The organism is Cryptosporangium sp. NPDC051539 (assembly GCF_044454545.1).
Classification (GTDB): Bacteria; Actinomycetota; Actinomycetes; order Mycobacteriales; family Cryptosporangiaceae; genus Cryptosporangium.
Genome location: NZ_JBITDV010000007.1, coordinates 477183 through 500372, shown reverse-complemented (window position 1 = coordinate 500372; position 23190 = coordinate 477183). Strand labels below are relative to the sequence as shown.

The following is a 23190-nucleotide window of genomic DNA, read 5'->3' as shown; positions in this document are numbered from 1 at the left end:
ACGGCCCGCTGTGCGGCCGGTCCCCACCTCCACGAGTCAGGCGACGACACCCCGCAAATACTCGACCGCCCTTCCCAGTGCGGCCGACGCCACCACCTCGAGGTCCGGCTGAACGCCGCTGCCCTCCCAGTTGTCACCGGTCCGCGGGCTGACCGCGCGCCCGACCGGAATCGTCGCCTCCAGATGCTCGTGCACCGGGTAGCCCTGCCGGGGATTCGCACCGCCCCTGGTCACCTCGCCGACGATCGTCGCCCGCTTCAGCTCCTGCAGATCGAACGCCAGCTCCTCAGCGCCGGAGAACGTCGTCCCGCTGGTCAGCGCCGCGACCGGCCGGGCCGTCCCGAACCGCGGCCCGTCGACGTAGGCGTGCGTCCAGTACTGCTGGATCCTGTCGTCGGCCCGGTAGTACACCCCGTTCAGGTACAGCGGCTCCTCGTCGAACAGGTAGCTGCACAGCAGCGCGACCGTGTTCGGGTCTCCCCCACGGCAGTGCCGCACGTCGACGATCAGCGCCGATGCCCCGTCGACCAGCGTCATCGCGGCCGCGATCGCCGGCCCCGACAGCGACGGCGGGAACAGCAGCGGCGACACGTCGACGTACCCGATGTTGCCGTCGAGCCGCTCCACCCGGCCGATCCCGCCGCCCGACCGCCGCGCCCAGTCGGTGTGCGCCGCCAGGTCGGCGGCCGGGTCGCCCAGGTTCTCGTGCAGCGGCTCCTCGCTGTAGAGCAGCCGTAAATGCAAGTCGCCGTTGACCGACCGGAGGTCGTCGGTGACGAGCGCCGCCAGCTGTTCCGGCTCCACCCCGTCCGGATACCGCGCGGCGCTCAGCACCGCACCGATCTGCTGTCCGACGTCCGGAAAAACGTAGTGATCGGCGAGGAGTTCGACGACCTGCTGCACCACTGCGGAGACCTCGTTCTGTCGCATGAGGAGCAGTGAAGCAGCGCGTTTGACAAAGCGTCAAGAGACCTTGACGCTTTAGCCATGGACGAGCACCTGGAGATCTCCGACGCCGCGCAGTACCGGGCGCTGGGGCACCCGCTGCGGCATCGGCTGCTGTTCGCGCTGGGGCAGCAACCGGCCACGACCAGCCAGCTCGCCAAGGCGCTCGACCAGCGCAAAGGCAACATCGCCCACCATCTCGGAGTACTCCACCAGGCCGGGCTGGTGCGGATCGTCGAGTCGCGGCAGGTGCGCGGAGGCACCGAGCACTACTACCTGCGGGCGGCGCGGCGGCTCACGTTCAGCAGTCCGGAGGCGGCGCCGGTCATCGTGCGCGCGGTGGCCGACGAACTCACGACCGGCGAGGAGGTGGGTGGGCGGATCCGCAACGTACGGCTGACCGCGGCCCAGGCCGAGACGGCGGCCGCGGCGCTCGAGCGGATCGTCGACGAGCTCGCCGACGCGGGTGACGACGCCGACCGGTACGGGGTGCTGGTCACGCTGTACAAACCGCAGCAGACCGACGCGCGGTGAGCGCCGGCCCGCTGCGGGTCGGCGGGATCAGCTGCTCAGGTCGTAGACCGTCGTGCTGCCGACCGTGGTGGCGGTGTAGTTGGCCTCCACCCAGGTGGTGATCCGGCTCAGGACGCTGTTGCCGCCGTTCTGGCCGCCGCCTTGACCGCCGGCGACGAAGTAGCCGATCTTGCCCGCCTTCACCAGGGCCTGGAACCGGGCCAGGGTGGTGGACTCGTCGCTACCGCTCCAGCCTCCGATCGACATGACCGCTTTCCCGGTCGAGAGCTCCAGCGAGGCCGCGGACTGCGAGGTCCCGACGGCCGCGGCCCAGGTCGCGTCGGACTTCTCCAGCAGAGCGGTCAGCTCCGCGCCGGCCGCGGTCCCACCCGGACTCCCCGCCGTCGATCCGGACGCCATTGATCCGGACGCCGTGGAGCCGGCCGAAGTCGAGCCCCCAGACATCGAGCCCCCAGACATCGAGCCCGCCGAAGTCGAGCCGGAGGAACTGCTGCCGGTGCCGCCCCGCCCGATCGGCGGCGTCCCGCCCCGATCGCCGCCCCCGGTGCCGCCGGAACCGCTGCCGGGACCGCCGCCGGGACCGCTGCCGCCCATGGTGGCGGTCGCGGCCGGGCCCGCAGTAGGAGTGCTGCCGCCATGGGCGGTGGCCGCCGTCTCGACCGCGTACGCACCGCTGCCCGCGAGCCCGGTCAGCACCCCGGCGATCAGCGCGACCGCCGCCAGCTTCTTCCACCGGCCACCGGCCAGCAGCCCCACCACCGCGGCCGCCGCACCGATCACGACGACGTACCGCAGCGGCGCGTACCACTCCGGCGTGCGGTCGAGCAGCACGTAGCTCCAGGCACCGGTAGCCGCCACCATCGACGCCAGCACCGCCCGGGCCGCGAACCGGCTCCGCTCGCGCCACAGCAGCATCCCGCTGATCGCGAGCACCGCCACCACCGACGGCGCCAGCGCCACCGTGTAGTACTCGTGCACCGTGCCCTCCATGAACGAGAGCACCAGCCCGGTGACCACCATCCAGCCACCCCACAGCACCAGCCCGGCGCGCGTCCGGTCGGTCCGCGGCCGCCGCGCCGTCAGCACCAGCCCGGCGACCAGCCCGATCAGCGCCGCCGGCAGCAGCCACGAGACCTGCCCACCGATGTTCTCGTTGAACAGCCGGAACAATCCCGCCGTCCCGCTGAAACCACCGCCACCGCCGTTGCCCTCGCCGCCGGTGAGCCGGCTCACGCCGTTGTAGCCGAGCGCCAGCTCCAGCGCACTGTTGCCTTCCGACCCCCCGACGTACGGACGCGACGAGGCCGGCCACAGCTCGACCAGCGCGATCCACCAGCCCGCCGAGACCACCAGCGCGAGGCCGGCGAGCAGCAACTGCCCGATCCGGCGCCGCAGCCGCGGCTCACCCGCGATGAGGTAGACCAGCGCGAACGCCGGGAGCACGAGGAACGCCTGCAGCATTTTCGTCAGGAAGCCGAACCCGAGCGCGGACCCGGCCAGCAGCAGCCACCCGGTGCGTCCGCTAGCGACCGCCCGGGTGACGAAGTAGGCGCCGGCCACCAGCAACAGCGTCAGCAGAGCGTCCGGATTGTTGAACCGGAACATGAGAACGGCGACCGGCGTGAGCGCGAGCGCCGCTCCGGCGAAGAGGCCGGCCACGTGGCCGAACCACCGCTTGACGGCGGCGTACAGCAGCCCGACGGCGGCGACGCCCATCAGGGCCTGGGGCGCGAGCATGCTCCACGAGCCGAAGCCGAAGATCCGGCCGGACAGGCCCATCACCCACAGCGCGGCGGGCGGCTTGTCGACCGTGATGTAGTTCGCGCTGTCGAGCGAGCCGAACAGCAGCGCCTTCCAGCTCCGGGTCGCGGCCTGGACGGCGGCGGCGTAGAACTCGTTCGCGTAGCCGGAGGCCGAGAGGTTCCAGAGGTAGAGCGCGGCGGTACCGAGGAGCAACACGAACAACGACGGACGGTGCCAACCGGGCTGGTCGGCCGGTCCGCGCACGAACCGCCGCATCCGGCCCGCGGGTTTCGCCCGGTGGGTTCCGAGCGCGGATTCGCGACCGTCGAGATCGGGTCGGTACAGGGTCCGAGTTCCGGTCATGGGGCGGTTCCGGGGATCGTCATGGTTCGACGATCGGCAACCGCCCTGTTGTCATCCCGTGAACCCGCTGAGAGCCTTCTGAGAAGCCGAATCGATCGTGGCCGAGCCGATCACCACGTCGCCGTCGTACAGAACCACGGCCTGACCAGGCGCGATACCGCGGGCGTTCGCATGCAGGCGGACGACCAGGCGGTCGCCGCCGGGCGACGCGGTGGCCGGGAACACCTGGCCGTGCGCACGCAGCTGGGCGAGGCACTCGAACGGCTCGGTGCGGGCCGCGTTCGTCCAGACCGGGCGCACGCCGACGACCTCGTCGACGTCGAGCGCCTCGGCCGGGCCGACGCGGACCGTCTTCTCGACCGGCGAGATGTCGAGGACGTACCGGGGCTTGCCGTCGGGCGCGGGACGGCCGAGCTTGAGGCCGCGGCGCTGGCCGACCGTGTAGGCGTAGGCGCCCTCGTGGCTGCCGAGCACCTCGCCGGTCGCGGCGTCGACGATGTCGCCCGGGGCCTCGCCGAGCGTCTTGCGCAGGAAGCCGGCCGTGTCGCCGTCGGGAATGAAGCAGATGTCGTGCGAGTCGGGCTTCTCCGCGACCCCGAGGCCCCGTTCCGCGGCCTCGATCCGGACCTGTGCCTTCGTCGAGTCGCCGAGCGGGAACATCGCGTGGGCGAGCTGGTCGGGACGCAAGACCGCGAGGACGTAGGACTGGTCTTTGCCCTCGTCGACGCTGCGGCGCAACCGGGGCCCCGGCTCCAGGCGGGCGTGGTGGCCGGTGACCACCGCGTCGAAACCGAGCGCGAGTGCACGGTCGAGTACCGCCTCGAACTTGATCTTCTCGTTGCAGCGCAGGCACGGGTTCGGCGTGCGTCCGGCCGCGTACTCCGCGACGAAGTCGTCGACGACGTCCCGGCCGAACTCGTCGGCCATCGCCCAGACGTAGAACGGGATGCCGATGACGTCGGCGGCGCGGGCGGCGTCACGCGAGTCTTCGACCGTGCAGCAGCCGCGCGCACCGAGGCGGTGCTGCTGCGGAGAGGGCGAGAGGGCCAGGTGGACGCCGGTCACCTCGTGGCCGGCGTCTTTCGCGCGGGCAGCCGCCACTGCGGAGTCGACCCCGCCGGACATCGCCGCCAGCACACGCATCGTATGGATCCTTCCCGGTTTGCCGTCGGTACGAGCGTACCGGGCCCTCCGAGGGCGTTCCCGCCACCGGAGGGCGCCGGGGTCAGCTCACTCCGGACGGACCGACCGGGGACGGATGTCGTTGATCAGGCCGTACCCGATCGCGTCCGCGGCGGTGAGGAAGCGACCGCGGCGGAAGTCGTCTGCGATCTGATCGAGACTTTTACCGGTGAGCTCGGCCACGCGGGCGTGGAACGAGTCGACGAGTTGCTTGTTGGCCGCGGCCTCACCGGCGAGCTCGCCGGCCGTGCCGGTGATGTTCGGTATCGACGGCTCCGACAGCCGGAAGCGCGCGTGCGGGTGCGCGTACCGTTCCGCGACCGCGGTGAGCAGCGCGATACTGCCACCGCCGAGCTCACCGACCACCAGCGCGTGCACCGGCACCACCAGCGCGTCGAGCGTGTCGACGACCGTCCAGACCGCGGAGAGGTCGGCGTGGCCGCTGTTGAGCCGCAGCGTGACCGGGCGGCTGGTACGCGAGTCGAGCAACAGCAGGCGGGACACGACCCGGTTCGCCGCGTCGGCGTCGATCGGGCCGTTGATCTGGACGATCCGCTGGTCGAGGAGGCGGTCTTCCCAGAGTTCGCGGACGTCCTCCACCGGCGGCTGGGGCGGCGGGGCGGGCGGCCAGAACGGCTGGGGCCGGGAAGGCTGCGGCGGGTCGGGCGGGGGCTGCCAGCCCGGCGGACGCCACTCGGGTTGCGTCGGCTCGCCGGGCCAGGGACGCCCGGGGTGCATCGGACGCTCGGGGCGCTCGGGAGGGAACCAGGTTGCGGAAGACATTCGCATCACCACCGTCGATCGTTCGGAGTTCGCGGGTTCGGCGAGTCGCCGGCCGCGGGCGAGGTCGGGTTCGGAAGGTGCGCCGCGGCCGGGGCGACGTCCGGGGTAGCGCGGAAGCCCGGCGCGACGGCCGGGAACAGACGCACGGCCGGGTCGTACGGCCGAGCCGCCGGTCGTACCGGGTCGAATCGGAGCGAGACGTCGAGGTGGCCGCCGAGCGCCTCGGCATAACGCTCGAGCGTCGACATCCGCGGGTCGACGTCGCCCGCCTCGAGCCGGGCGACCGACGACTGGGACGTGCCCATGCGGGCCGCGAGCTCGGTCTGCGAGAGCCCGGCGGCGCGCCGATGGTCGGCCAGCGCACCAGCGGTCTCCCGCCGACGCCGCAGCGCCGCTTCTCGCATCCCCGGCATCCGGGGCAGATCGTCGTCCATATCAAGAACGGTATCTCTAATAAGAGATACCGGCACTCAGCCGACAGCGAACCTCGAGGAACTTCAGGCTTTGCGAACAGCCCCCGCCCGGCGGGCCCGCTCGACGACACCGGCGATCTCCGCCGCCAGCGCGTCCACGTCTGCCTCGGTCGACGTGTGACCGAGCGAGAACCGCAGCGACCCGCGAGCCCGCTCGACACCCGACCCCATGGCCACCAGCACGTGGCTCGGCTGCGCCACGCCGGCCGAGCACGCCGACCCGGTCGAGCACTCGATACCGCGCGCGTCGAGCAGCATCAGCAGCGCGTCGCCCTCGCAGCCGGGGAACGAGAAGTGCGCGTTGCCCGGCAGCCGCGACGAGCCCGGGCCTCCGTTGAGCACGGCGTCCGGCACCTCGTCGAGCAGCCGCGAAACCAGCGAATCGCGCAGCGCCGACACCCGGACGGCATACGACTCCTGCGCCTTCACCACGGTCTCGACCGCCACCGCGAACGCGACGATCGCCGGAGTGTCGAGCGTCCCGGACCGGACGTCACGCTCCTGGCCACCGCCGTGCAGCAGCGGCACGCACGCCACGTCCCGCCCGAGCAGCAGCGCGCCCACGCCGAGCGGCCCGCCGACCTTGTGCCCGGTGAGCGTCAGCGCATCCACCCCGGACGCGGCGAAGCCGACCGGCACCTGCCCGACGGCCTGCACGGCGTCGGTGTGGAACGGGACGCCGGCGGCCCGGGCGATCGCGGCCAGTTCGGCCACCGGCTGCACGGTGCCGACTTCGTTGTTCGCCCACATCACGGTGGCCAGCGCGACCGCGTCCCCGTGCCGTTCGAGAGCCTCGGTCAACGTCGACGGGGCCACCCTCCCGGACGCGTCGACCGGGAGCAGTTCGACGGTCGCGCCCTCGTGGTCGCGCAACCAGTCGACCGCGTCGAGCACCGCGTGGTGCTCGACCGCAGAGGCCAGTACGACCGTGCGACGCGGATCCGCGTCGCGCCGGGCCCAGAAAATGCCCTTGACGGCCAGGTTGTCGCTCTCGGTGCCGCCACCGGTGAACAGCACCTCGGACGGTCTGGCCCCCAGCGCGGCGGCGAGCCGCTCGCGTGCTTCTTCCACGGCCCGCCGGGCTCGGCGCCCGGCAGCGTGCAGGGACGAGGGATTGCCGACGACGCCGAGTGCACCGGTCAGCGCGGCAACCGCCTCCGGCAGCATCGGCGTGGTCGCCGCATGATCGAGGTACGCCATGGCGCCTTTCAGACTATCCGGCGCCGACGCTCGTCCGTTGCCGAAGCCGGCGCCGGAGCCGGGGCGCGACGAGGATGCCGACGATCGCGACGCCCGCCATCACCAGGTTGCTCGACGCGATCGCGGTCGGCAGCCCGAACGCACCCGCGGTGGCAGCGGCCACCACGACCCCGCCGAAGCCGATCGTCAGCGAGCTGAGCAGCGCGTCCGAGATCTGCATCGCGGCGCTGTTGCGGCCGCGGTCGCCGTCGGTGGAGAACTCGAGCAGCAACACCGAGAGCGACGGCATGATCAGGCCCATGCCGAGACCGCCGACGACCCAGGTCGGGTACGCGGCCCAGGCCGAGCCCGGCACCCACGCGACGACCGCCATCAGCGCGCACGCGACCGCGACGCAACCCATCCCGGTGCCGACGACGAGCGAGCGCGGCACCGACGGGTACCGCCCCTGGATCCAGGAAGCGCTCGACCAGCCGAGCGCACCGATCGTCAGCGGCAGACCGGCGGCGGCGGGGCTCCAGCCGTGGATCGAGCCCAGCGTGAGCGGGACGAGCGTCTCGACGGCGAAGAACGAGCCCGCGGCCAGCCCTCGGATCACGACGACGGCCGGCAACCCGGGACGGGAGGACGCGGTGCCGACCGGAAGCAACGACCGGATCGCGACGACCACGGCGCCGAGGCCCACCACCGCGAGCGGGATCGCGAACAGATCGAGCCGATCACCCGCCACCTGCAGCATGATGACGCCGGCTCCGGCCAGCAGCGCGAACGGCCAGCGCGAGCCGGTGCCACCACGGTAGGTGGTGGAGGCCGTCTTCTCCTTCGCCCCTGCCGCGGGCAGTCTGAGCAGCCCGGGGACGATCAGTACCGCCCCGACCACGACCAGCGGCACCAGGCCGAGGAACACCAGCCGCCAGTGCGCATGCTCGGCGAGCGTGCCGGCGACCACCGGGCCGATCAGCGACGGCATCACCCACCCGATCGCGGTGAGCCCGAACACCCGCGGGTGCAGCTCCCGCGGGTACCCCGCGCCGATCAGCACGTACATGACGACGATCAGCACGCCGCCGCCGAGCCCCTGCACCAGCCGCCCGGCGATCAGCTGGGCCATCGTCGTCGCGGTACCGGCGATGATCAGCCCGGCGCCGAACGTCACCAGCCCGGCGATCGTCGGTTTCACCGGACCGAGCCGGTCGGACACCTCGCCGGCCAGCACCATGCCGAGCAGGTTCGCGATCATGAACGCGGAGAACGGCCAGGCGTAGAACGCCATGCCGTGCAGCGACTGGACGACGATCGGCATGGCGGTCGCGACCGACATTGCTTCGAACGCCACAATCGTGACGATCAGTAAGATACCGACCGTGGTAGACCGCAGACCCTTGCCGAAGACAGTGGGTAAGGGAGGCGCAGCGGCGGTCGTCGTCACCCTGTGAACGTTACGACGTCGATACGACGAATTTTCCAGACTGTTCCCACCATCACGAACGGCCGGGCCCCCTTGCAGGGGAACCCGGCCGTGTGCGCAAAAAAATCAGCCCTTGCGCTTGCGTACCTCTTCGGCGGCTTGCGGAGCGACCGCGAACAGGTCGCCCACCACACCGAAGTCGGCGAGCTCGAAGATCGGCGCCTCGGCGTCCTTGTTGACCGCGACGATCGTCTTCGAGGTCTGCATACCGGCCCGGTGCTGGATCGCCCCGGAGATGCCCAGCGCCACGTAGAGCTGCGGCGACACGGTCTTGCCGGTCTGCCCGACCTGGAACTGGTGCGGGTAGAAGCCCGAGTCGACCGCGGCCCGGGACGCACCCACGGCCGCGCCGAGCGAGTCGGCCAGGTCTTCGACGACCTTGAAGTTGTCGGCCGAACCGACACCCCGGCCACCGGACACGACGATGTTCGCGTCGGTCAGCTCCGGACGCGAGCCGCTCGACTCCACGACCCGGTCCAGGATCTTCGCCTTGGTCGCGGACTCGTCCAGCGAGACCGGCACCTCGACGAGCTCACCGGCGCCGGCCGACGGCGACGCGTCGACCGCACCGCCCTTCAGGACGTAGATCGGCGTGCCCGCGGTGACCTTCGACTTCACGATCCACTGCCCGGCGAAGATCGCCTGGGTGGCGGTGTCGCCCTCGAGGCCGACCACGTCGTAGAGCAGGCCGGACTCGAGCTTGACGGCCAGCCGGCCGGCGATCTCCTTGCCCTCGGCGGTGGCCGCGATCAGGATCGCCGCGGGCGACGCGTCACCCGCGATCGACGCCAGCACCGCGGCCTTCGGCGCCACCAGGTACGACAGAACGTCGTCGGACTCGGCCGCGTAGATCTTGGCCGCGCCGAACTCCTTCAGCGTGTCGGCGTAGCCCGCGGCCGTACCCGGCGTGCCGACGACCACGGCGGACGGCTCGCCGATCGCCCGGGCCGCGGTGAGCAGCTCGGTCGTGATCTTCTTGACTGCACCGTCGACGTGCTCGACGAGAACCAGCACTTCAGCCATGGGTGTGATCCTCCTCAGACGATCTTCTCGGTGGCCAGGTACGCGACCAGTTTCGCGCCGGCGTCGCCTTCGTCGGTGACCTTCTCGCCGGCCGCGCGGGGCGGGCGCGGGTTGGCGTCCACGACCGCGGACGTCGCCGCACCCGCACCCACCTGGGACGCGTCCACGCCCAGGTCGGCCAGGGACAACGTGTCGACCGGCTTCTTCTTCGCGGCCATGATGCCCTTGAACGACGGGTACCGCGGCTCGTTGATCGTGTCCCAGACGCTCACGATCGCCGGGGTCTGCGCCTCGACGACCTGGTACCCGTCCTCCAGCTGACGCTCGATCGTGAGCGTGCTGCCGTCGACGGTGAGCTTGCGGGCGCCGGTGAGGCCGGCGACACCGAGACGCTCGGCCAGCATCGCGGCCATCGCGGCGGCGCGCCCGTCGGTCGATTCGGCGCCGGAGATGACCAGGTCCCACTCGAGGCTCTCGAGGGCCTTGGCCAGCACCTTGGAGGTGGCCAGGGCGTCCGACCCGTGCAGTGCGGGGTCGTTGACGTGGACCGCGCCGTCCGGGCCCATCGACAGGGCCTTGCGGATCGACTCGGTGGCCTTGTCGGGCCCCATCGTCAGCACGGTGACCGTTCCGCCGACCGCTTCCTTGACCTTCAGGGCCTCTTCGATCGCGTATTCGTCCATCTCGTTGATCACGAGGTTGGCCGAGTCACGTTCAACGGTCTTGTCGTCTGCGCGGAGTGACCGTTCGGTACCGGAGTCCGGAACCTGCTTGACCAGTACGACGATGTTCATGGGTCTGTTCAGACCTCCCGCTCAGATCGTCCACGGCTCGTGCTACGCACGGCGAGTAATACAGTCACGATTGATGTTACCCGTCGGTAGCATGGCGACACACCTGCTGTTAACACACGGGCTTGTTAGCCATATCACCACGTCTGCGGGCCGAAGTCAGCGTGTCCCCGCTCACGCCGCAGCCCGAACACCCGGTGCACTACAGTGCGCGCGGTGGGAATCGCAGCGGACAACTACCGGTCCCGACGGCACGAGGCCGCCTACCTCGCCACCCGCCCCTGGATCCGCGGCGCGACCGTGGTCGAGGCCGGTGCGGGTGAGGGCTTCGGCGCCGACATCCTCTCCCGGGTCGCCCGCCGGGTCGTCGCCGTCGATCCCGACGCTGCGGCCTGCGAATACGCCGCCAAGGCCTACCCGGCGCTCACCGTCGCCAGAGCATCACTGACCGCCCTGCCGTTCGCGGATCACCGCGCCGACGCGGTCGTGCACCTGGCGGCCGTCCCGCAGCCGGCCTTCGTCGCCGAGGCCGCGCGGATCCTCCGGCCCGTCGGCGTGCTGATCGTGAGCACCGCCACTACCGAACTCTCCGCCGCCGGTCTCACCGAGGCGCTGGCACCCCACTTCCGGGTCGACCGCCTGTACGGCGTCCACCCCCGCCGCCGGCTCCGTCGCCCGGGCGCTCCGGTGACCCACCGCGACTTCCACTTCGGCGAGGAAGCCCCCGACACCGGCCTGGACCTCTTCGCCCTCGCGATCCGCCGGTGATCGACTAGCGTGCGCGGGTGGAATCTCGACTGCGCGCGTTGGCTGATCTGGATGTCGCGGGGACCCGCGAAGGCTGTGGGCGACACGAGTACGACGGCGTGCTGCAAGACCTCTCGCCGGACGGCGTCCGCAGAGGTCTGAGCAGGCTGGGGAACGGTCCCGCCTACCCCGGCCCCCACGACGAAGCGCACGTCGCCGCGTTCGAGCGGCGGGCCCTGGTCGCCTACGGCGACCTCCGTCTGCACCGCCGCAACCCCCTGCCGCACCTCTCCAACCTCGACCTGGCCGGCTACGACCGCGAGTACGCGCCGGCCGCGGAGCGGGCCGAGGCCCGCGCCCGGCACCTCCTCGGCTGGCCGGACGCGGTCGACGCCGCGATCGAGGCGTTGGACGCCGTGCCGGCGGCGGTCGCCGAGGCGAGCCTGGGCAGCGCGACCGGGCTCGCGGCCGGCCTCGACCCGGAACGGGACGCCACGGCCCTCGCGGCCCAGCAACGGCTGGTCGAACACCTGCGCACGACCGCCGCCACCAGCGAGGCCCCGGTCGAACTCGGCGCCGACGGACTGACCGCACTGCTGTCCAGCGCCGAGGCGATGCCGGTGGATCTGACCGAACTCGCCGCCGACGGGCAGACCGAGCTCGCCCGCCTCCGCGCACTGCTCGACGACGCGTGCGAACGCATCGCCCCCGGGCAGCCGACCGCCGCCACGGTGAAAGAGCTGCTCGCCGACCACCCCGACCTCGACGGCGTGATCAGCGAGGCCCAGGTCGTCACCCACGAGGTGATCGCGTGGAGCAACGCCAGCGGTCTGTTCCCGGACACCGACGGCGAGTGCCTCGTCGGCCCGGCGCCCGAGTCCCGGCAGTGGGCGATGGCGATGATGGACTGGGCCGCGCCGTACGAGCACGACGCGCCGTCCTGGTACCACGTCACGCCGCCCGACCCGGTCTGGCCGCCGGAGGAGCAGGCCGAATGGCTGTCGGTCTTCAACCGCGCGAGCCTCCCGGCGATCACCGTCCACGAGGTCGCGCCCGGCCACTACACCCACGGCCGGGCGCTGCGCCGCCTCGACTCCGACGTCCGGCGGCTGCTGCTCTCGGACGCGTTCGTCGAGGGCTGGGCGCACTACGTCGAGGAGCTCGCTCTCGAGGAGGGGTTCCGGGCCGGTGAGCCGCGGTTCGCGGCCGGGGTCGCGCTCGAGGCGCTGGTGCGGGTCGTCCGGCTGATCTGCGCGATCGGCCTGCACACCGGCGAATTGACCGTGCCCGGCGCCACCGCGCTCTTCACCGAGCAGGCGTTCCTGTCCGGACCGGCGGCGCTCTCCGAGGCCCGCCGGGGCACGTTCGACCCGACCTACGGCCGGTACACCTGGGGCAAGCTCGTCCTGCGACGCCTCCGCGCCCGGACCGGTGCCGGCCCGCGGGACTTCCACGAGGCGCTGCTGGCGCTCGGCGCGCCCCCACTCGGCCTCGCCCTGTCGGCCATGCAAGGGTTCTGACCAGCACGAACAATAATTCGAAAAAAAGTTCGGCGGACGTGTCGATTCCCGCGGACGTGATTCGGCGTACCGGGTGAAGCAGCACTACCACCGAACGAGGAGCCACCCATGGGATACATCAAGGCCGGTCTGTTCATCGCCGTCGACGGCGTCATCGAAGCGCCGGAGACCTGGCACTCCCCGTACTTCGACGACGAGATGGGCACCGCGCTGGGTGGCCTGATGGACAACGACGCCACGCTGCTCGGCCGGAACACCTACGACGGATTCGCCGAGTTCTGGCCCAAGGCCGACCCCGAAGACCCGATGACCGCGCAGATGAACGGCTCGAAGAAGTACGTCGTCTCGAACACGCTCACCGAAGCGACGTGGGAGAACACCACCGTGATCAGCGGCGACGTGGCGGCACAGCTGCGCGAGCTGAAGAAAGACACCCGGCTCGGCGTGACCGGCAGCGCCGGGCTGGTGCAGTGGCTGGTCGAGAACGGGCTGCTCGACGAGCTGCACCTGCTGATCCACCCGATCGTCGTCGGGCACGGCCGGAAGCTGTTCACCGACGGTCCGACGGTCCGGCTGGCGCTGCTCTCGTCGGCCACGTTCGGCACCGGTGTGGTGCACGCCGTCTACGGCCCGGCCGAGTAAGGAGACCTCCGATGCGTTACATGCTGATGCACTACCAGACCCAGGCCGACGAAGACGGTGTCAAGCCGTCGCCGGAAAAGTTGGCCGAGATCGGCGAGTACGTCCAGGGGCTGGCGATGTCCGGCGTGCTGCTGGCCGGCGAGGGCGTCTCGTCCAGCCGCAACGGTGCCCGCCTGGAGTTCGAGAACGGCGACGTCCGGGTGATCGACGGGCCGTTCGCCGAGGCCAAGGAATTGATCGGCGGCTTCGCGATCCTCGAGGTCGACTCGCTGGCCGAGGCCGTGGAGCACGCCCGCAAGTTCGCCCTGCTCATCGACGTCGAGCGGATCGACATCCGCAAGGTCAACGAGTCCGAAGACCTGCAATGACCGAGGACCGGATCGATGTCCTGTGGCGGGTCGAATCGCCACGGGTCATCGCCCGGTTGATGCGCCTGGTCGGTGACCTCGACACCGCCGAGGAACTGGCCGCGGACGTCTTCGTCGCCGCGATCGAGAAATGGCGGCTCGAGGGCGTCCCGGCCAACCCGGCGGCGTGGCTGATGACGACCGCGCGGTTCCTCGCGGTCGACCGGATCCGCCGCCGCGACACCCAGCGCGGCAAGTACCGGCTGGTGGCCGCGTCGGAGCCGGTCTCCGTCGAGCACGATTCCGGCGGCGACCTGGCCGAGGACCTGCTCGGGCTGATCTTCATGGCCTGCCACCCGATCCTGTCGCCGGACGCGCGTTCCGCGCTCACGCTCAAGCTGGTCTGCGGCTTGAGTACCGAGGACGTCGCCCGCGCGTTCCTCACCCCGGCCCCGACGATCGCGCAACGCATCGTCAGGGCCAAGAAGACGCTCGCCGCGGCCACGGTGCGGTTCGAGCTCCCGGACGACCGCAAACCGCGTCTGGACGCCGTCCGCGAGGTCATCTACCTGGTGTTCAACGAGGGTTACTCGGCCACCAGCGGAGACCGGTGGATCCGTGGCGACCTGTGCGCGGAGGCACTGCGGCTGGGGCGCATGCTGGCCGCGCTCACGCCGAACGACACCGAGACGCTCGGCCTGCTCGCCCTGATCGAGATCCAGGCCTCGCGCCTGGGCGCCAGGGAGACCCCGGACGGTACGCCGATCCTGCTCAACGACCAGGACCGCACCCGCTGGGACCGGCTGCTCATCCAGCGCGGCCTGGCCACCATTAACCGGATCGAACAGCTCCGCGGAACCGTGGGGCCGTACGCGCTGCAGGCGGCGATCGCGGCTTGTCACGCCCGCGCCGCCACCCCGGAAGACACCGACTGGGAGCGGATCACCGCGCTCTACGACGGCCTGGCCCGGATCAGCCCGTCGCCGGTCGTCGAGCTCAACCGGGCGGTCGCGACCGCCCGGGCGTTCGGGCCGGCGGCAGGTCTGGAGATCCTCGCACCGCTGTTCAGCCGTCTCGCCGAGTACCACCTGCTGTACGCCGTGGCCGGGGATCTGCACTGCCGGGCCGGCGACCACGAACACGCCCGCGAGCACTTCCTCACGGCCGCCTCGATCACGCGCAACAGCGCCGACCGCACGACGATGCAGGCCCGGGCCGCGGTCTGCGCCGCCGGGCACGGGACCGCCGGGCACGGGACCGCCGGGCACGGGACCGCCGGGCACGGGACCGCCGGGAACGGCTAGCCGACGTTGACGATCATCGAGTCGTCGTAGACCTCGTACCCGTTGGGCCCGCGCCGCTTCGACACGTACATCGCCACGTCCGCGCGGCGCAGCAGCGCTCTGCCGTCCACCGCGCCGGGCGCGGCGAGCGCGATCCCGATGCTGCACCCGACGTGGTCCGGGCCGTCGCCGAGCGGCTGGGCGGTCGAGATCCCGGTGAGGATCAGCCGGGCGATCGCCTCCACCTGTTCGCACCCTGCCACACCGCTGCAGAGGACCACGAACTCGTCGCCGCCGATCCGCCCGACGACGTCCCGGTCCCGGCAGGTGCTGCGCAGCACGCCGCTCACCAGCCGCAGTTTGTCGTCACCGGCCTCGTGCCCGTAGACGTCGTTCACCTGCTTGAACCCGTCGAGATCGAGGAACATCAGGCCGACCGGGTAGCCGCCCTCGGCCGCGTCGTCGAGTGCCTGCTCCATCGCGAGCTTGAACGCCGAGTTGTTGAGCAGGCCGGTGAGCTCGTCGTGCGTCGCCGCGTGGAAGATCCGTTCCTGCGCGGTCCGGCGGTCGTCGATGTCGCGGTGGTGGCCCACGAGCGCCCGCACGCCGGGATGCGCGAGCAGGTTTCTGACCACGAACTCGTGCCATCGCCAGACGCCGTCGGCGCGCCGGATGCGCAGCTCAATCGCGTGCTCGACGTCGGGGTCGGCGTGGATGCGCGCGTGGAACGCCGCGGCGGCCGCCCGGTCGTCGGGATGCAGGTACCTCCACAGGCCCTCGCCGAGCAGGTTCTCCGGCCGATGGCCGGTGATCCGTTCCGCCGTCGAGCTGACGTAGACGACCCGCCCGTCGACGTCGGTGAGCGTGATGACGTCGGCGCCGTCCTGCAGCACGGCCTGGAACCGCTCCTCGCTGGCGCGGAGCGCGGCTTCGGCCACCTCCCGCCTGCGGACCGTCTCACCGAGCACGGCGCTGGTGCTGACGACCCCGAACCCGATCAGCACCGCGACGCCGTGCACCTCGGGTTCCGGCAGGTAGGAGAAGAGCCCCCGGGTGACCGCGACCTGGCCGATCACCAGCGACACCGCGCTGCAGACCGCCAGCGGACGCCACGCCCGCGAGCCGTCCCGCTGGACGAACCGGGAGAACACGTTCAGATGGGCGACGGCCAGCATCGCGCCCCACCCGATCGCGTAGATGAGCGTCGTACTGATCGCGATCCGCAGCGCGACGCGGAGCCGGAGCCGCCTGCCGCGGCCGCCGGCCAGCCGGTTCTGAACCGCCGGTTGCTGCAGCACCGCGTCCGCGGCCAGCAGCACGACGAACACCCAGAACGGAGAGGGCCCGGCCAGGCCGAAGAGCCGCAGTACGACCAGGACGACGAGCACGACGATCTGCTCGGGCGCGTTCCGGAGAAAACGCACCGGGTCAACCGGCCACGGCGGGTACCGAATCGGCGTGGATCTCGAACCCGTTCCGGCGCCTGCGCTTCGACGTGTACATGGCGAGGTCCGCGCGGCGGAGCATGCCCCTGGCATCCACCACGCCGGGCTCGGACAGCGCGATACCGATGCTGCACCCTACCCGGGGAGACCCGTCGTCAGGGGGCTGCGCCGCGTCGATGCCCTCGATGATCGACGCCGCGATCGACGCCGCCTGCGCGGTGCCGGCGACGCCGTTCAGCGCGGCGACGAACTCGTCACCGCCGATCCGGCCGAGCACGTCGCGCTCCCGGCAGCACCGGCGCAGCACGTCACCGACCAGGCGGAGCATCTCGTCACCGGCATCGTGCCCGCGATCGTCGTTGACCTGCTTGAACCCGTCCAGATCGAGGAACAGGACGCCGATCGGGTAGCCGCCGTTCGCACCGTGGACGAGCGCCTCCTCCAGTGCCACCACGAACGCCGACGCGTTCAGCAGCCCGGTGAGCGCGTCGTGGGTCGCCGCGTAGGCGATGCGGTCCTGCACGCTCCGGCGGTCGTGCACGTCCCGCTGATGGCTGACGAGCGCGTGGACCCCGGGGTGGTCGAGCAGGTTGCGGACGACGACCTCGTGCCACCGCCACTCCCCGTCGGCGCGCCGGATCCGGATCTCGGCGACGTGCTCGGTATCGGGCTGCTCGTGCGTCCGTGCGGTGAGGTCGAGCGCGATCGTCCGGTCCTCCGGATGGATGAGCTTCCAGAGTCCGTCGGACAACAGCGCCTCGGAATCGTGCCCGGTGACCCGTTTGGCGTTCGGGCTGACGTAACGCAGCGTGCCGTCGCGGTCGGCGAACGCCACCATGTCGGTGCCGTCCTGGACGACCGACCGGAACCGCTCCTCGCTCTCCCGCAGCGCGGTCTCGCCGTCCTCCCGCGCCCGCACCGCGGCGCCGAAGAACCGGCAAGCGAGCACGGTTCCGGCCGCCACCAGCACGGCCACCCCGTGCACCTGCGGCTGCGGGAGGTAGCAGTAGACCCCGGCCGCGATCGCCACCTGGCCCAGCGCGATCGTCGCGGCGCTGCACAACGCAGCCGGACGCCAGGACCGGGAACCGGATTGGGCGGTGAATTCGGAGAGCAGGATCAGGTGGGTCACGGCCAGCACCGGGCCCCAGCCGGTCGCGTAGATCGTCGCGGTGTTGATCACGTACCGCATCGCGACCCGCGGCCAGAGCCGCCGGTTGAGGTCGCCGCCGGTCAGCGCTCGGTGGAGCATCGGATCGTGGGCCGTCGAACCCAGGACGACGAGGATCGCGAACACCCACAGCGGGGTGGTCCCGACCAGGCCGAGTTTCCTGAGCAGGACGATCAGGAACATGACGACGACGCCGACCATCACCGTGTGGGCCAGCGCCTTTACCCGACGCAACCACGGCACGACTCCTCAATCGGCCGGAGATCGCCCGACTGAAGTCAATCCGTCGTGACGAGCCTTCGCCGGGCGGTGAGGAAGTCCCGCTCGGCCGGGTTGTCGGCCAGCGCGATCGCCGACTCGTAGGCCTGAGCGGCGTCCCGGTCGCGGCCGAGGCGTCGGAGCAGGTCGGCCCGGGTCGCGTGCCACGCGTGGTACGGCACCAGGTCGAGCGCGTCGACCGCGGTCAGCGCGACCGCCGGGCCCTCGACCTCGGCCAGCGCGACGGCCCGGTTGAGCGCGACGACCGGTGACGGCGCCACCGTCATCAGCTGGTCGTAGAGCGCCAGGACCTGCCGCCAGTCGGTGGCCGGCCCGTCGGTGTGCACGGCGTTGACCGCGGCCAGGATCTGGTAATAGCCCGGACGCCGGATCCGGAGGCACTCCCGGACCAGGTCGTGGCCCTCGTCGATCAACGGCCGGATCCACCGGTTCCGGTCCTGCTCGGCCAGCGGCACCAGGGTGGTTCCCTCGAACCGCGCCGGACGACGTGCGTCGGTCAGCAGCATCAGGGCCAGCAGGCCGGTCGTCTCGGGTTCGTCCGGCAGCAGCTGCCGCAGCAGCCGGGCCAGCCGGATCGCCTCCGCGCAGAGCTCGTCCCTCAGCGGGACGTCACCCGTGGTGGCGAAGTACCCCTGGTTGAACACCAGGTAGACGACGGCCATCGCCGAGTTCACCCGGGACGGCAGGTCGCTGGCGAACGGCACCCCGAACGGGATGCGGGCCGCCTTGATCTTCCGCTTCGCCCGGGTGAGACGTTGCGCCATCGTCGTTTCGGGGACGAGGAACGCGTCGGCGATCTCGGCCATCGACAGTCCGACGACCAGCCGCAGCGTCAGCGCGACCCGGGATTCGACGGCGAGGGCCGGGTGGCAGCACATGAAGATGAGCCGCAACCGGTCGTCGTCCACCGCACCGAGCGGATCGGAGTCGGGTGGGGTGAGCATGGCCGCCTCCTTCTGGCGGGCGTCGCGCGTCGACTCGCGCCGGATCCGGTCGATGGCCCGGTTGCCCGCCGTGGTGACGAGCCAGCCGCCCGGGTTCGGCGGCAGCCCGTCGCGCCGCCAGGACTGCACGGCGATGACGAGCGCTTCGCTCGCCGCCTCCTCGGCGATGTCGACGTCGGAGAAGCGCCGGACGAGCGTCGCGACCACCCGCCCGTACTCCGCGCGTACGACGGCCTCGACCTCCTCGTCCGACGCGGCGCCCACCGGCGTCAGACCTCGCCCTGGAACGGACGGACCTCGACCTTGTTTTCGCAGGCCTTCGAGCCCTTGGCCGCCCAGCGCAGCGCCTCGTCCAGGTTCTCGGCGGTGATCACCCAGAACCCGCCGATGTGTTCCTTGGTCTCGGCGAACGGGCCGTCGGAGAGCACCATCTCGGCGCCGGTGTTGTCGACGGTCGTCGCGGTGTCGTGCGGCATCAGGCCACCCGCGAACACCCACGCTCCGGCGTCCATGACCTCCTGGTTGAACGCGTTGACGGCGGCGAACTGGGCTTGCATCGTCTCCGGGTCGACCTCGGGGTATGCGCCGACGTGCCAGACCGAGAGCAGGTACTGCTGAGCCATGACGTTTCTCCTGTCGGAGTCGGGAATCAGTTGATCGTGAAGTCGCCGGCGGCGAACGGTACCGGCTCGAGCGTCAGCAGCGAGACCCCCGTGGAGGTGGTCTCCGCGCTGACCGTACGGAAGCCGGTAGCGGGCGCTCCGGGTGAGAACAGGCGCTTCCCGTCGCCGACGGTCACCGGGAAGATCATCAGCCGGTAGACGTCGATCAAGCCGGCTTCGTGCAGGGTGCGGGCCAGCTGGGCGCAACCGTGGACCTGGAGCTCCTTGCCGGGCTGCTGCTTCAGCTCGCGGATCGCGGCCAGGAAGTCACCGCGGAGCACCGTGCTGTTCTCCCAGCTCGCCTCGGCGTCGGTGAGGGTGCTGGAGACGACGTACTTCGGGTACGTGTTGAGCCGACCGGCCACCGGGTCGGCGGGGTCGGTGACCAGCGGCCAGTGGGCCGCCATGATCTGGTACGTGAGCCGCCCGTACAGGAACGCTTCGGCCTGCTCGAAGTAGCGGCTGACGAACGCGCCACCGGCCTCGTCGAAGTGCGGCACGACCCAGCCGCCGCGCTCGAACCCGCCCGACGTGTCTTCCTTCGGGCCGCCCGGTCCCTGCATCACGCCGTCGAGCGTAAGAAAGATGTTGACGCTGAGCTTCATCGTTCGTCCTCCGGGTGTGGGTGCCTCTCACCCTCCCTACGAAGCCCGACCGCGTCCCACGACACCCCGCCCGAATTCTTTTTTCGATGCGCCGAAGGCGCGAGCGTATTGACCTGGAGCCCGCCCAGGGGGGCGCTGACAGCCGCGCCACACGACGCCGCGTGCTGGTGTCGCACTCAAGTCGTGTGGCGCGGCTGTCAGCGTCGCCCTGGGCGGGCCGCCCACCTAAGCGAGGTTGGAACTGCGGGGGTAGGCATCCGTCGGGTCGGTCAGGACGTTGACCAGGTAGGGGACGCCGGCTTCGAAGGCCCGGCGCAGGGCCGCACCGAGATCTCCGGGCTTCTCGACGGTCTCGCCGGCCCCGCCCAGCGCGCCGACCACGTCGTCGTACCGCAGCCCCGGCTGCAGATCCGCCGCCACGTCGTACCCGTACACCGCCTGCATCGGGTGCTTCTCCAGCCCCCAGATCCCGTTGTTGCCCACCACCATCACGACCGGCAGGTTCTGGCGCACCAGCGACTCGACGTCCATCAGCGAGAACCCGGCCGCCCCGTCGCCGAACAGCACGCAGATCTGCGCGGACGGCCGCGCCACCCGTGCCCCGATCGCGTACCCGGAGCCGGTGCCCAAGCACCCGTACGGCCCCGGGTCGAGCCAGCAACCCGGCGTGTACGAGTCGAGGTACCGCCCGCCGTACGACACGAAATCACCGCCGTCGCAGATCACCACCGCGTCCCGGTCGAGCACCTGCCGCAGTTCGCCGTAGATCCGCGCCGGCTTGATCGGGTCGGTGTCGGCCCGCAACACGTCGAGCTCGGCCGACCGGGCGGCGTCCTCGAGGTCGCGCAGCGACGCGATCCAGCCCTCGTGGTCGGCCCTCGGCCCGGTGTAGTTCGCGAACGCGGTCAGGATCGACGCCAGGTCGCCGACCGGCGCGGCGGCCGGGGTCACGTGACCGGCCTTCTGCGACGGCGAGTCGACGACGTGCACGACCGCCGCTTCCCCGAACGCACCGAAACCCAGCCGGAAGTCCAGCGGCGTACCGACGACCACCACCAGGTCGGCGGACTTGAACGCCTTGCCGCGGACCCGGGCGAACGCCAGCGGATGGTCGGCCGGGATGCACCCGCGGCCCTGCCCGTTGCTGAACACCGGCACCCGCAGTGCCTCGGCCGCCGCGACCAGTGCCTGCTCGGCGCTCCCCGCGTACACGTCCGACCCGGCGATCAGCACCGGCCGGTCCGCGCGCGCGATCAGCGCGGCGGCGGCGGCGACCTCCTCCGGGTCGGCCCCGGGGACCTCCGGCGCGGCCGGCGGCGTGATGACCGACTTCGCCCGGTCGAAGACCACGTCCATCGGCAGGTCGAGGAAGACCGGGCCCCGATGCGGCGCGAGCGCCAGATCGGCTGCCGCGCCGACGTCGGCGGCGATCGCGTTCACGTCGGTGACCGTCGCCGCGTGCTTGGTGATCGGCGCGAGCACCGGGACGTGATCGAACTCCTGCAGCGAGCCCGCGCCCCAGCGCATCTGCGGCGCCCGTCCGCCCAGCACGACCACCGGCGAGCCGTTGAACTTCGCCGACGTGACCGCGGAGACCCCGTTCGTGACGCCGGGCCCGGCGGTCAGCACCGCGAGCCCGGGCCGGCGGGTGAGCTTGGCGGTCGCCTCGGCGGCGAACACCGCGCTCTGCTCGTGCCGGACGTCGATCAGCGGGAAGCCGGTGGTGTGTGCGGCGTCGTAGAGCGGGAAAACGTGCCCGCCGGACAGCGTGAACATCGCCTCGACACCACGAGCCCGCAGCGCCGCCAGCGCGAGCTCACCCCCGTGCCCCTCCAACTCGGTCATAGCTCGGGCTCCTCCTCGTAGGGCGTTTCGCTACGCGCGACCCTACTCAGGGGTAACCGGGGTCAGCGGATCTTCTTCCAGAACGTCTCGGTTCCTACCGCGTCGGTGCTGCTCGTGTAGATCTCGCCGGAGACCGCCTTGCCCGGAAGGTCCCAGTAGACGTAGCGGCCGCCGTCCGACGTCGCGTGGCCGGTGATGTAGCTGCCCTGCCGGGTCTGCTGGTCGTCGGTCCAGAACGTGTCACCGTCGACGACCAGCGAGTCGTCGGAGAAGCCACCGCGCGCGGACTTCGCGTACGAGTCGCGATCGGAGAGCGTCTTGTAGCGGACGAAGTAGATCTCGTACGTGCCGGTGCCGGTGAACGTGCACTTCAGCGCCTCGGCCGCGTTGTTCGCCCCGGGGATCGTCGAGGTGATGACCTCGCACCGGTCGGCCTCCGCGGCCGCGCGGCGGGCGAAATCACGCAGGTCGGGGTCCTTGAACTGCGAGAGCAGCGGCGGATCGGACGGCGACGGGGACGCCGAGGCGGACGGCGTCGGGGCCGCGATCGTCGGACCGGGCTTCGGCGGGTCGTCACCGGAGATCGCCCAGATCCCGAGCGAGACGACGATGACCAGCAGGACGACGACACCCGCGACGATGCCGAGGATCAGACCGGTGTTGCTCTTCTTCGGCGGCGGCACCGGCGGGTAGCCGTACGCGGGCTGCGGCGGGTAGCCGGCCGCCTGGTACCCGGCGGCGGGATAACCGGACGTCGGCGCACCCGGGTAGCCAGAGGTCGGATACCCGGACGTCGGCGCCCCGGGGTACCCGGACGTCGGATATCCGGACGTCGGATACCCGGACACCGGTGCACCGGCCGGGTAGCCCGACGTGGGCTGCGCGGGGTACTGCTGCTGGTTGTAGTCGTACCCACCGGGAGCTAACGGACTGCCCGGAGGCGCCTGCTGGCCGGGCTGACCCGGCTGGATCGGCTGGCCCGTCGTGGGGTCGTACGCGGGCGGGTAGGCACCCGGCTGGGCATACGGGTCTCCGTAACCAGCACCGCTGGGGTCGTAGCCACCGGGCTGTTGCTGCTGCCCGTAGCCCTGCGGGTCCTGTGGGTACGTCATCCCGTTCTCCTCCACCGCGTCTACAGCGGCCGCGCGGACGCTTGGCGCCGCCAGGGTAGGCGACACCTGTGAATCCACCGCCC

At 71.4% G+C, this 23190-nt stretch carries 22 protein-coding genes; 6 read left to right on the top strand and 16 right to left on the bottom strand.

Annotation, left to right across the window (positions count from 1 at the left end):
• Positions 1 to 36: 36 nt before the first annotated feature.
• Positions 37 to 939: a S41 family peptidase gene (locus ACIBZJ_RS24215; protein WP_395933254.1), complete on the bottom strand. Its 903-nt coding sequence runs from the start codon at positions 937 to 939 to the stop codon at positions 37 to 39.
• A gap of 48 nt (positions 940 to 987) precedes the next feature.
• On the opposite strand from ACIBZJ_RS24215, the gene ACIBZJ_RS24210 reads away from it, so the two are divergent.
• On the top strand, positions 988 to 1479 hold the full coding sequence (locus ACIBZJ_RS24210; RefSeq protein ID WP_395933182.1) for an ArsR/SmtB family transcription factor: 492 nt from the start codon (positions 988 to 990) through the stop codon (positions 1477 to 1479).
• A gap of 27 nt (positions 1480 to 1506) precedes the next feature.
• Here the strand turns inward: ACIBZJ_RS24210 and ACIBZJ_RS24205 are convergent, their stop codons facing one another.
• The 8 genes from ACIBZJ_RS24205 to ACIBZJ_RS24170 all read right to left on the bottom strand — a co-directional run bounded on the left by ACIBZJ_RS24205 (position 1507) and on the right by ACIBZJ_RS24170 (position 10508).
• Positions 1507 to 3585 (bottom strand): ArnT family glycosyltransferase, encoded by a 2079-nt coding sequence (locus ACIBZJ_RS24205; protein ID WP_395933180.1) that lies wholly within the window; start codon positions 3583 to 3585, stop codon positions 1507 to 1509.
• A 51-nt stretch (positions 3586 to 3636) separates the two neighbouring features.
• The gene (gene mnmA, locus ACIBZJ_RS24200; protein WP_395933178.1) at positions 3637 to 4728 is read right to left on the bottom strand and encodes a tRNA 2-thiouridine(34) synthase MnmA; all 1092 of its coding nucleotides are present in this window, start codon (positions 4726 to 4728) and stop codon (positions 3637 to 3639) included.
• Positions 4729 to 4815: 87 nt separating this feature from the next.
• Complete coding sequence (locus ACIBZJ_RS24195; protein ID WP_395933176.1) at positions 4816 to 5550, bottom strand: ATP-dependent Clp protease proteolytic subunit; 735 nt, start codon at positions 5548 to 5550, stop codon at positions 4816 to 4818.
• Between the two features lie 5 nt (positions 5551 to 5555).
• On the bottom strand, positions 5556 to 5984 hold the full coding sequence (locus tag ACIBZJ_RS24190; protein ID WP_395933174.1) for a helix-turn-helix domain-containing protein: 429 nt from the start codon (positions 5982 to 5984) through the stop codon (positions 5556 to 5558).
• Positions 5985 to 6047: 63 nt separating this feature from the next.
• Positions 6048 to 7223, bottom strand: coding sequence for a cysteine desulfurase family protein (locus ACIBZJ_RS24185; protein ID WP_395933172.1), 1176 nt, complete (start codon positions 7221 to 7223; stop codon positions 6048 to 6050).
• A 13-nt stretch (positions 7224 to 7236) separates the two neighbouring features.
• Complete coding sequence (locus tag ACIBZJ_RS24180) at positions 7237 to 8652, bottom strand: MFS transporter (RefSeq protein ID WP_395933170.1); 1416 nt, start codon at positions 8650 to 8652, stop codon at positions 7237 to 7239.
• Between the two features lie 105 nt (positions 8653 to 8757).
• Positions 8758 to 9714 (bottom strand): electron transfer flavoprotein subunit alpha/FixB family protein, encoded by a 957-nt coding sequence (locus ACIBZJ_RS24175; protein ID WP_395933168.1) that lies wholly within the window; start codon positions 9712 to 9714, stop codon positions 8758 to 8760.
• Positions 9715 to 9728: 14 nt separating this feature from the next.
• Entirely contained in the window at positions 9729 to 10508 is a 780-nt protein-coding gene (locus ACIBZJ_RS24170; RefSeq protein WP_395933166.1) for an electron transfer flavoprotein subunit beta/FixA family protein, read from the bottom strand.
• Between the two features lie 213 nt (positions 10509 to 10721).
• On the opposite strand from ACIBZJ_RS24170, the gene ACIBZJ_RS24165 reads away from it, so the two are divergent.
• The 5 genes from ACIBZJ_RS24165 (at position 10722) to ACIBZJ_RS24145 (ending at position 15065) form a co-directional block, all read left to right on the top strand.
• A complete protein-coding gene (locus tag ACIBZJ_RS24165; RefSeq protein ID WP_395933164.1) occupies positions 10722 to 11273 on the top strand; it encodes a class I SAM-dependent methyltransferase in 552 nt (183 codons plus the stop codon).
• Between the two features lie 17 nt (positions 11274 to 11290).
• On the top strand, positions 11291 to 12772 hold the full coding sequence (locus ACIBZJ_RS24160; protein ID WP_395933162.1) for a DUF885 family protein: 1482 nt from the start codon (positions 11291 to 11293) through the stop codon (positions 12770 to 12772).
• 108 nt (positions 12773 to 12880) lie between these two features.
• Positions 12881 to 13414 carry a dihydrofolate reductase family protein gene (locus ACIBZJ_RS24155; protein WP_395933160.1) on the top strand — a complete coding sequence of 178 codons (534 nt, stop codon included), beginning with the start codon at positions 12881 to 12883 and terminating at the stop codon, positions 13412 to 13414.
• An 11-nt stretch (positions 13415 to 13425) separates the two neighbouring features.
• Entirely contained in the window at positions 13426 to 13782 is a 357-nt protein-coding gene (locus tag ACIBZJ_RS24150; RefSeq protein ID WP_395933158.1) for a YciI family protein, read from the top strand.
• Positions 13779 to 15065: an RNA polymerase sigma factor gene (locus tag ACIBZJ_RS24145; protein ID WP_395933156.1), complete on the top strand. Its 1287-nt coding sequence runs from the start codon at positions 13779 to 13781 to the stop codon at positions 15063 to 15065. Before ACIBZJ_RS24150 ends, ACIBZJ_RS24145 begins: the two co-directional genes overlap by 4 nt.
• Here ACIBZJ_RS24145 and ACIBZJ_RS24140 read toward each other — a convergent pair.
• From ACIBZJ_RS24140 to ACIBZJ_RS24110, 7 genes are all read right to left on the bottom strand, one after another.
• Positions 15062 to 16468: a diguanylate cyclase domain-containing protein gene (locus tag ACIBZJ_RS24140; protein ID WP_395933154.1), complete on the bottom strand. Its 1407-nt coding sequence runs from the start codon at positions 16466 to 16468 to the stop codon at positions 15062 to 15064. The genes ACIBZJ_RS24145 and ACIBZJ_RS24140 overlap by 4 nt on opposite strands.
• A 4-nt stretch (positions 16469 to 16472) precedes the next feature.
• Positions 16473 to 17894 carry a diguanylate cyclase domain-containing protein gene (locus ACIBZJ_RS24135; protein ID WP_395933152.1) on the bottom strand — a complete coding sequence of 474 codons (1422 nt, stop codon included), beginning with the start codon at positions 17892 to 17894 and terminating at the stop codon, positions 16473 to 16475.
• A 44-nt stretch (positions 17895 to 17938) separates the two neighbouring features.
• A complete protein-coding gene (locus tag ACIBZJ_RS24130) occupies positions 17939 to 19147 on the bottom strand; it encodes an RNA polymerase sigma factor (protein ID WP_395933150.1) in 1209 nt (402 codons plus the stop codon).
• A gap of 5 nt (positions 19148 to 19152) precedes the next feature.
• Positions 19153 to 19506 carry a YciI family protein gene (locus ACIBZJ_RS24125; RefSeq protein WP_395933148.1) on the bottom strand — a complete coding sequence of 118 codons (354 nt, stop codon included), beginning with the start codon at positions 19504 to 19506 and terminating at the stop codon, positions 19153 to 19155.
• 26 nt (positions 19507 to 19532) lie between these two features.
• Positions 19533 to 20150, bottom strand: coding sequence for a dihydrofolate reductase family protein (locus ACIBZJ_RS24120; protein WP_395933145.1), 618 nt, complete (start codon positions 20148 to 20150; stop codon positions 19533 to 19535).
• Between the two features lie 225 nt (positions 20151 to 20375).
• On the bottom strand, positions 20376 to 21995 hold the full coding sequence (locus ACIBZJ_RS24115) for an acetolactate synthase (protein ID WP_395933143.1): 1620 nt from the start codon (positions 21993 to 21995) through the stop codon (positions 20376 to 20378).
• A gap of 62 nt (positions 21996 to 22057) precedes the next feature.
• Complete coding sequence (locus ACIBZJ_RS24110; RefSeq protein WP_395933141.1) at positions 22058 to 23107, bottom strand: hypothetical protein; 1050 nt, start codon at positions 23105 to 23107, stop codon at positions 22058 to 22060.
• Positions 23108 to 23190: the final 83 nt, after the last annotated feature.

Coding starts and splice junctions, on each gene's coding strand:
- ACIBZJ_RS24210 (WP_395933182.1), top strand. CDS start 988: ATGGACGAGCACCTGGAGATCTCCGACGCCGCGCAGTACCGGGCGCTG.
- ACIBZJ_RS24205 (WP_395933180.1), bottom strand. CDS start 3,585: ATGACCGGAACTCGGACCCTGTACCGACCCGATCTCGACGGTCGCGAA.
- mnmA (WP_395933178.1), bottom strand. CDS start 4,728: ATGCGTGTGCTGGCGGCGATGTCCGGCGGGGTCGACTCCGCAGTGGCG.
- ACIBZJ_RS24195 (WP_395933176.1), bottom strand. CDS start 5,550: ATGTCTTCCGCAACCTGGTTCCCTCCCGAGCGCCCCGAGCGTCCGATG.
- ACIBZJ_RS24190 (WP_395933174.1), bottom strand. CDS start 5,984: ATGGACGACGATCTGCCCCGGATGCCGGGGATGCGAGAAGCGGCGCTG.
- ACIBZJ_RS24185 (WP_395933172.1), bottom strand. CDS start 7,223: ATGGCGTACCTCGATCATGCGGCGACCACGCCGATGCTGCCGGAGGCG.
- ACIBZJ_RS24175 (WP_395933168.1), bottom strand. CDS start 9,714: ATGGCTGAAGTGCTGGTTCTCGTCGAGCACGTCGACGGTGCAGTCAAG.
- ACIBZJ_RS24170 (WP_395933166.1), bottom strand. CDS start 10,508: ATGAACATCGTCGTACTGGTCAAGCAGGTTCCGGACTCCGGTACCGAA.
- ACIBZJ_RS24155 (WP_395933160.1), top strand. CDS start 12,881: ATGGGATACATCAAGGCCGGTCTGTTCATCGCCGTCGACGGCGTCATC.
- ACIBZJ_RS24150 (WP_395933158.1), top strand. CDS start 13,426: ATGCGTTACATGCTGATGCACTACCAGACCCAGGCCGACGAAGACGGT.
- ACIBZJ_RS24145 (WP_395933156.1), top strand. CDS start 13,779: ATGACCGAGGACCGGATCGATGTCCTGTGGCGGGTCGAATCGCCACGG.
- ACIBZJ_RS24125 (WP_395933148.1), bottom strand. CDS start 19,506: ATGGCTCAGCAGTACCTGCTCTCGGTCTGGCACGTCGGCGCATACCCC.
- ACIBZJ_RS24120 (WP_395933145.1), bottom strand. CDS start 20,150: ATGAAGCTCAGCGTCAACATCTTTCTTACGCTCGACGGCGTGATGCAG.
- ACIBZJ_RS24115 (WP_395933143.1), bottom strand. CDS start 21,995: ATGACCGAGTTGGAGGGGCACGGGGGTGAGCTCGCGCTGGCGGCGCTG.
- ACIBZJ_RS24110 (WP_395933141.1), bottom strand. CDS start 23,107: ATGACGTACCCACAGGACCCGCAGGGCTACGGGCAGCAGCAACAGCCC.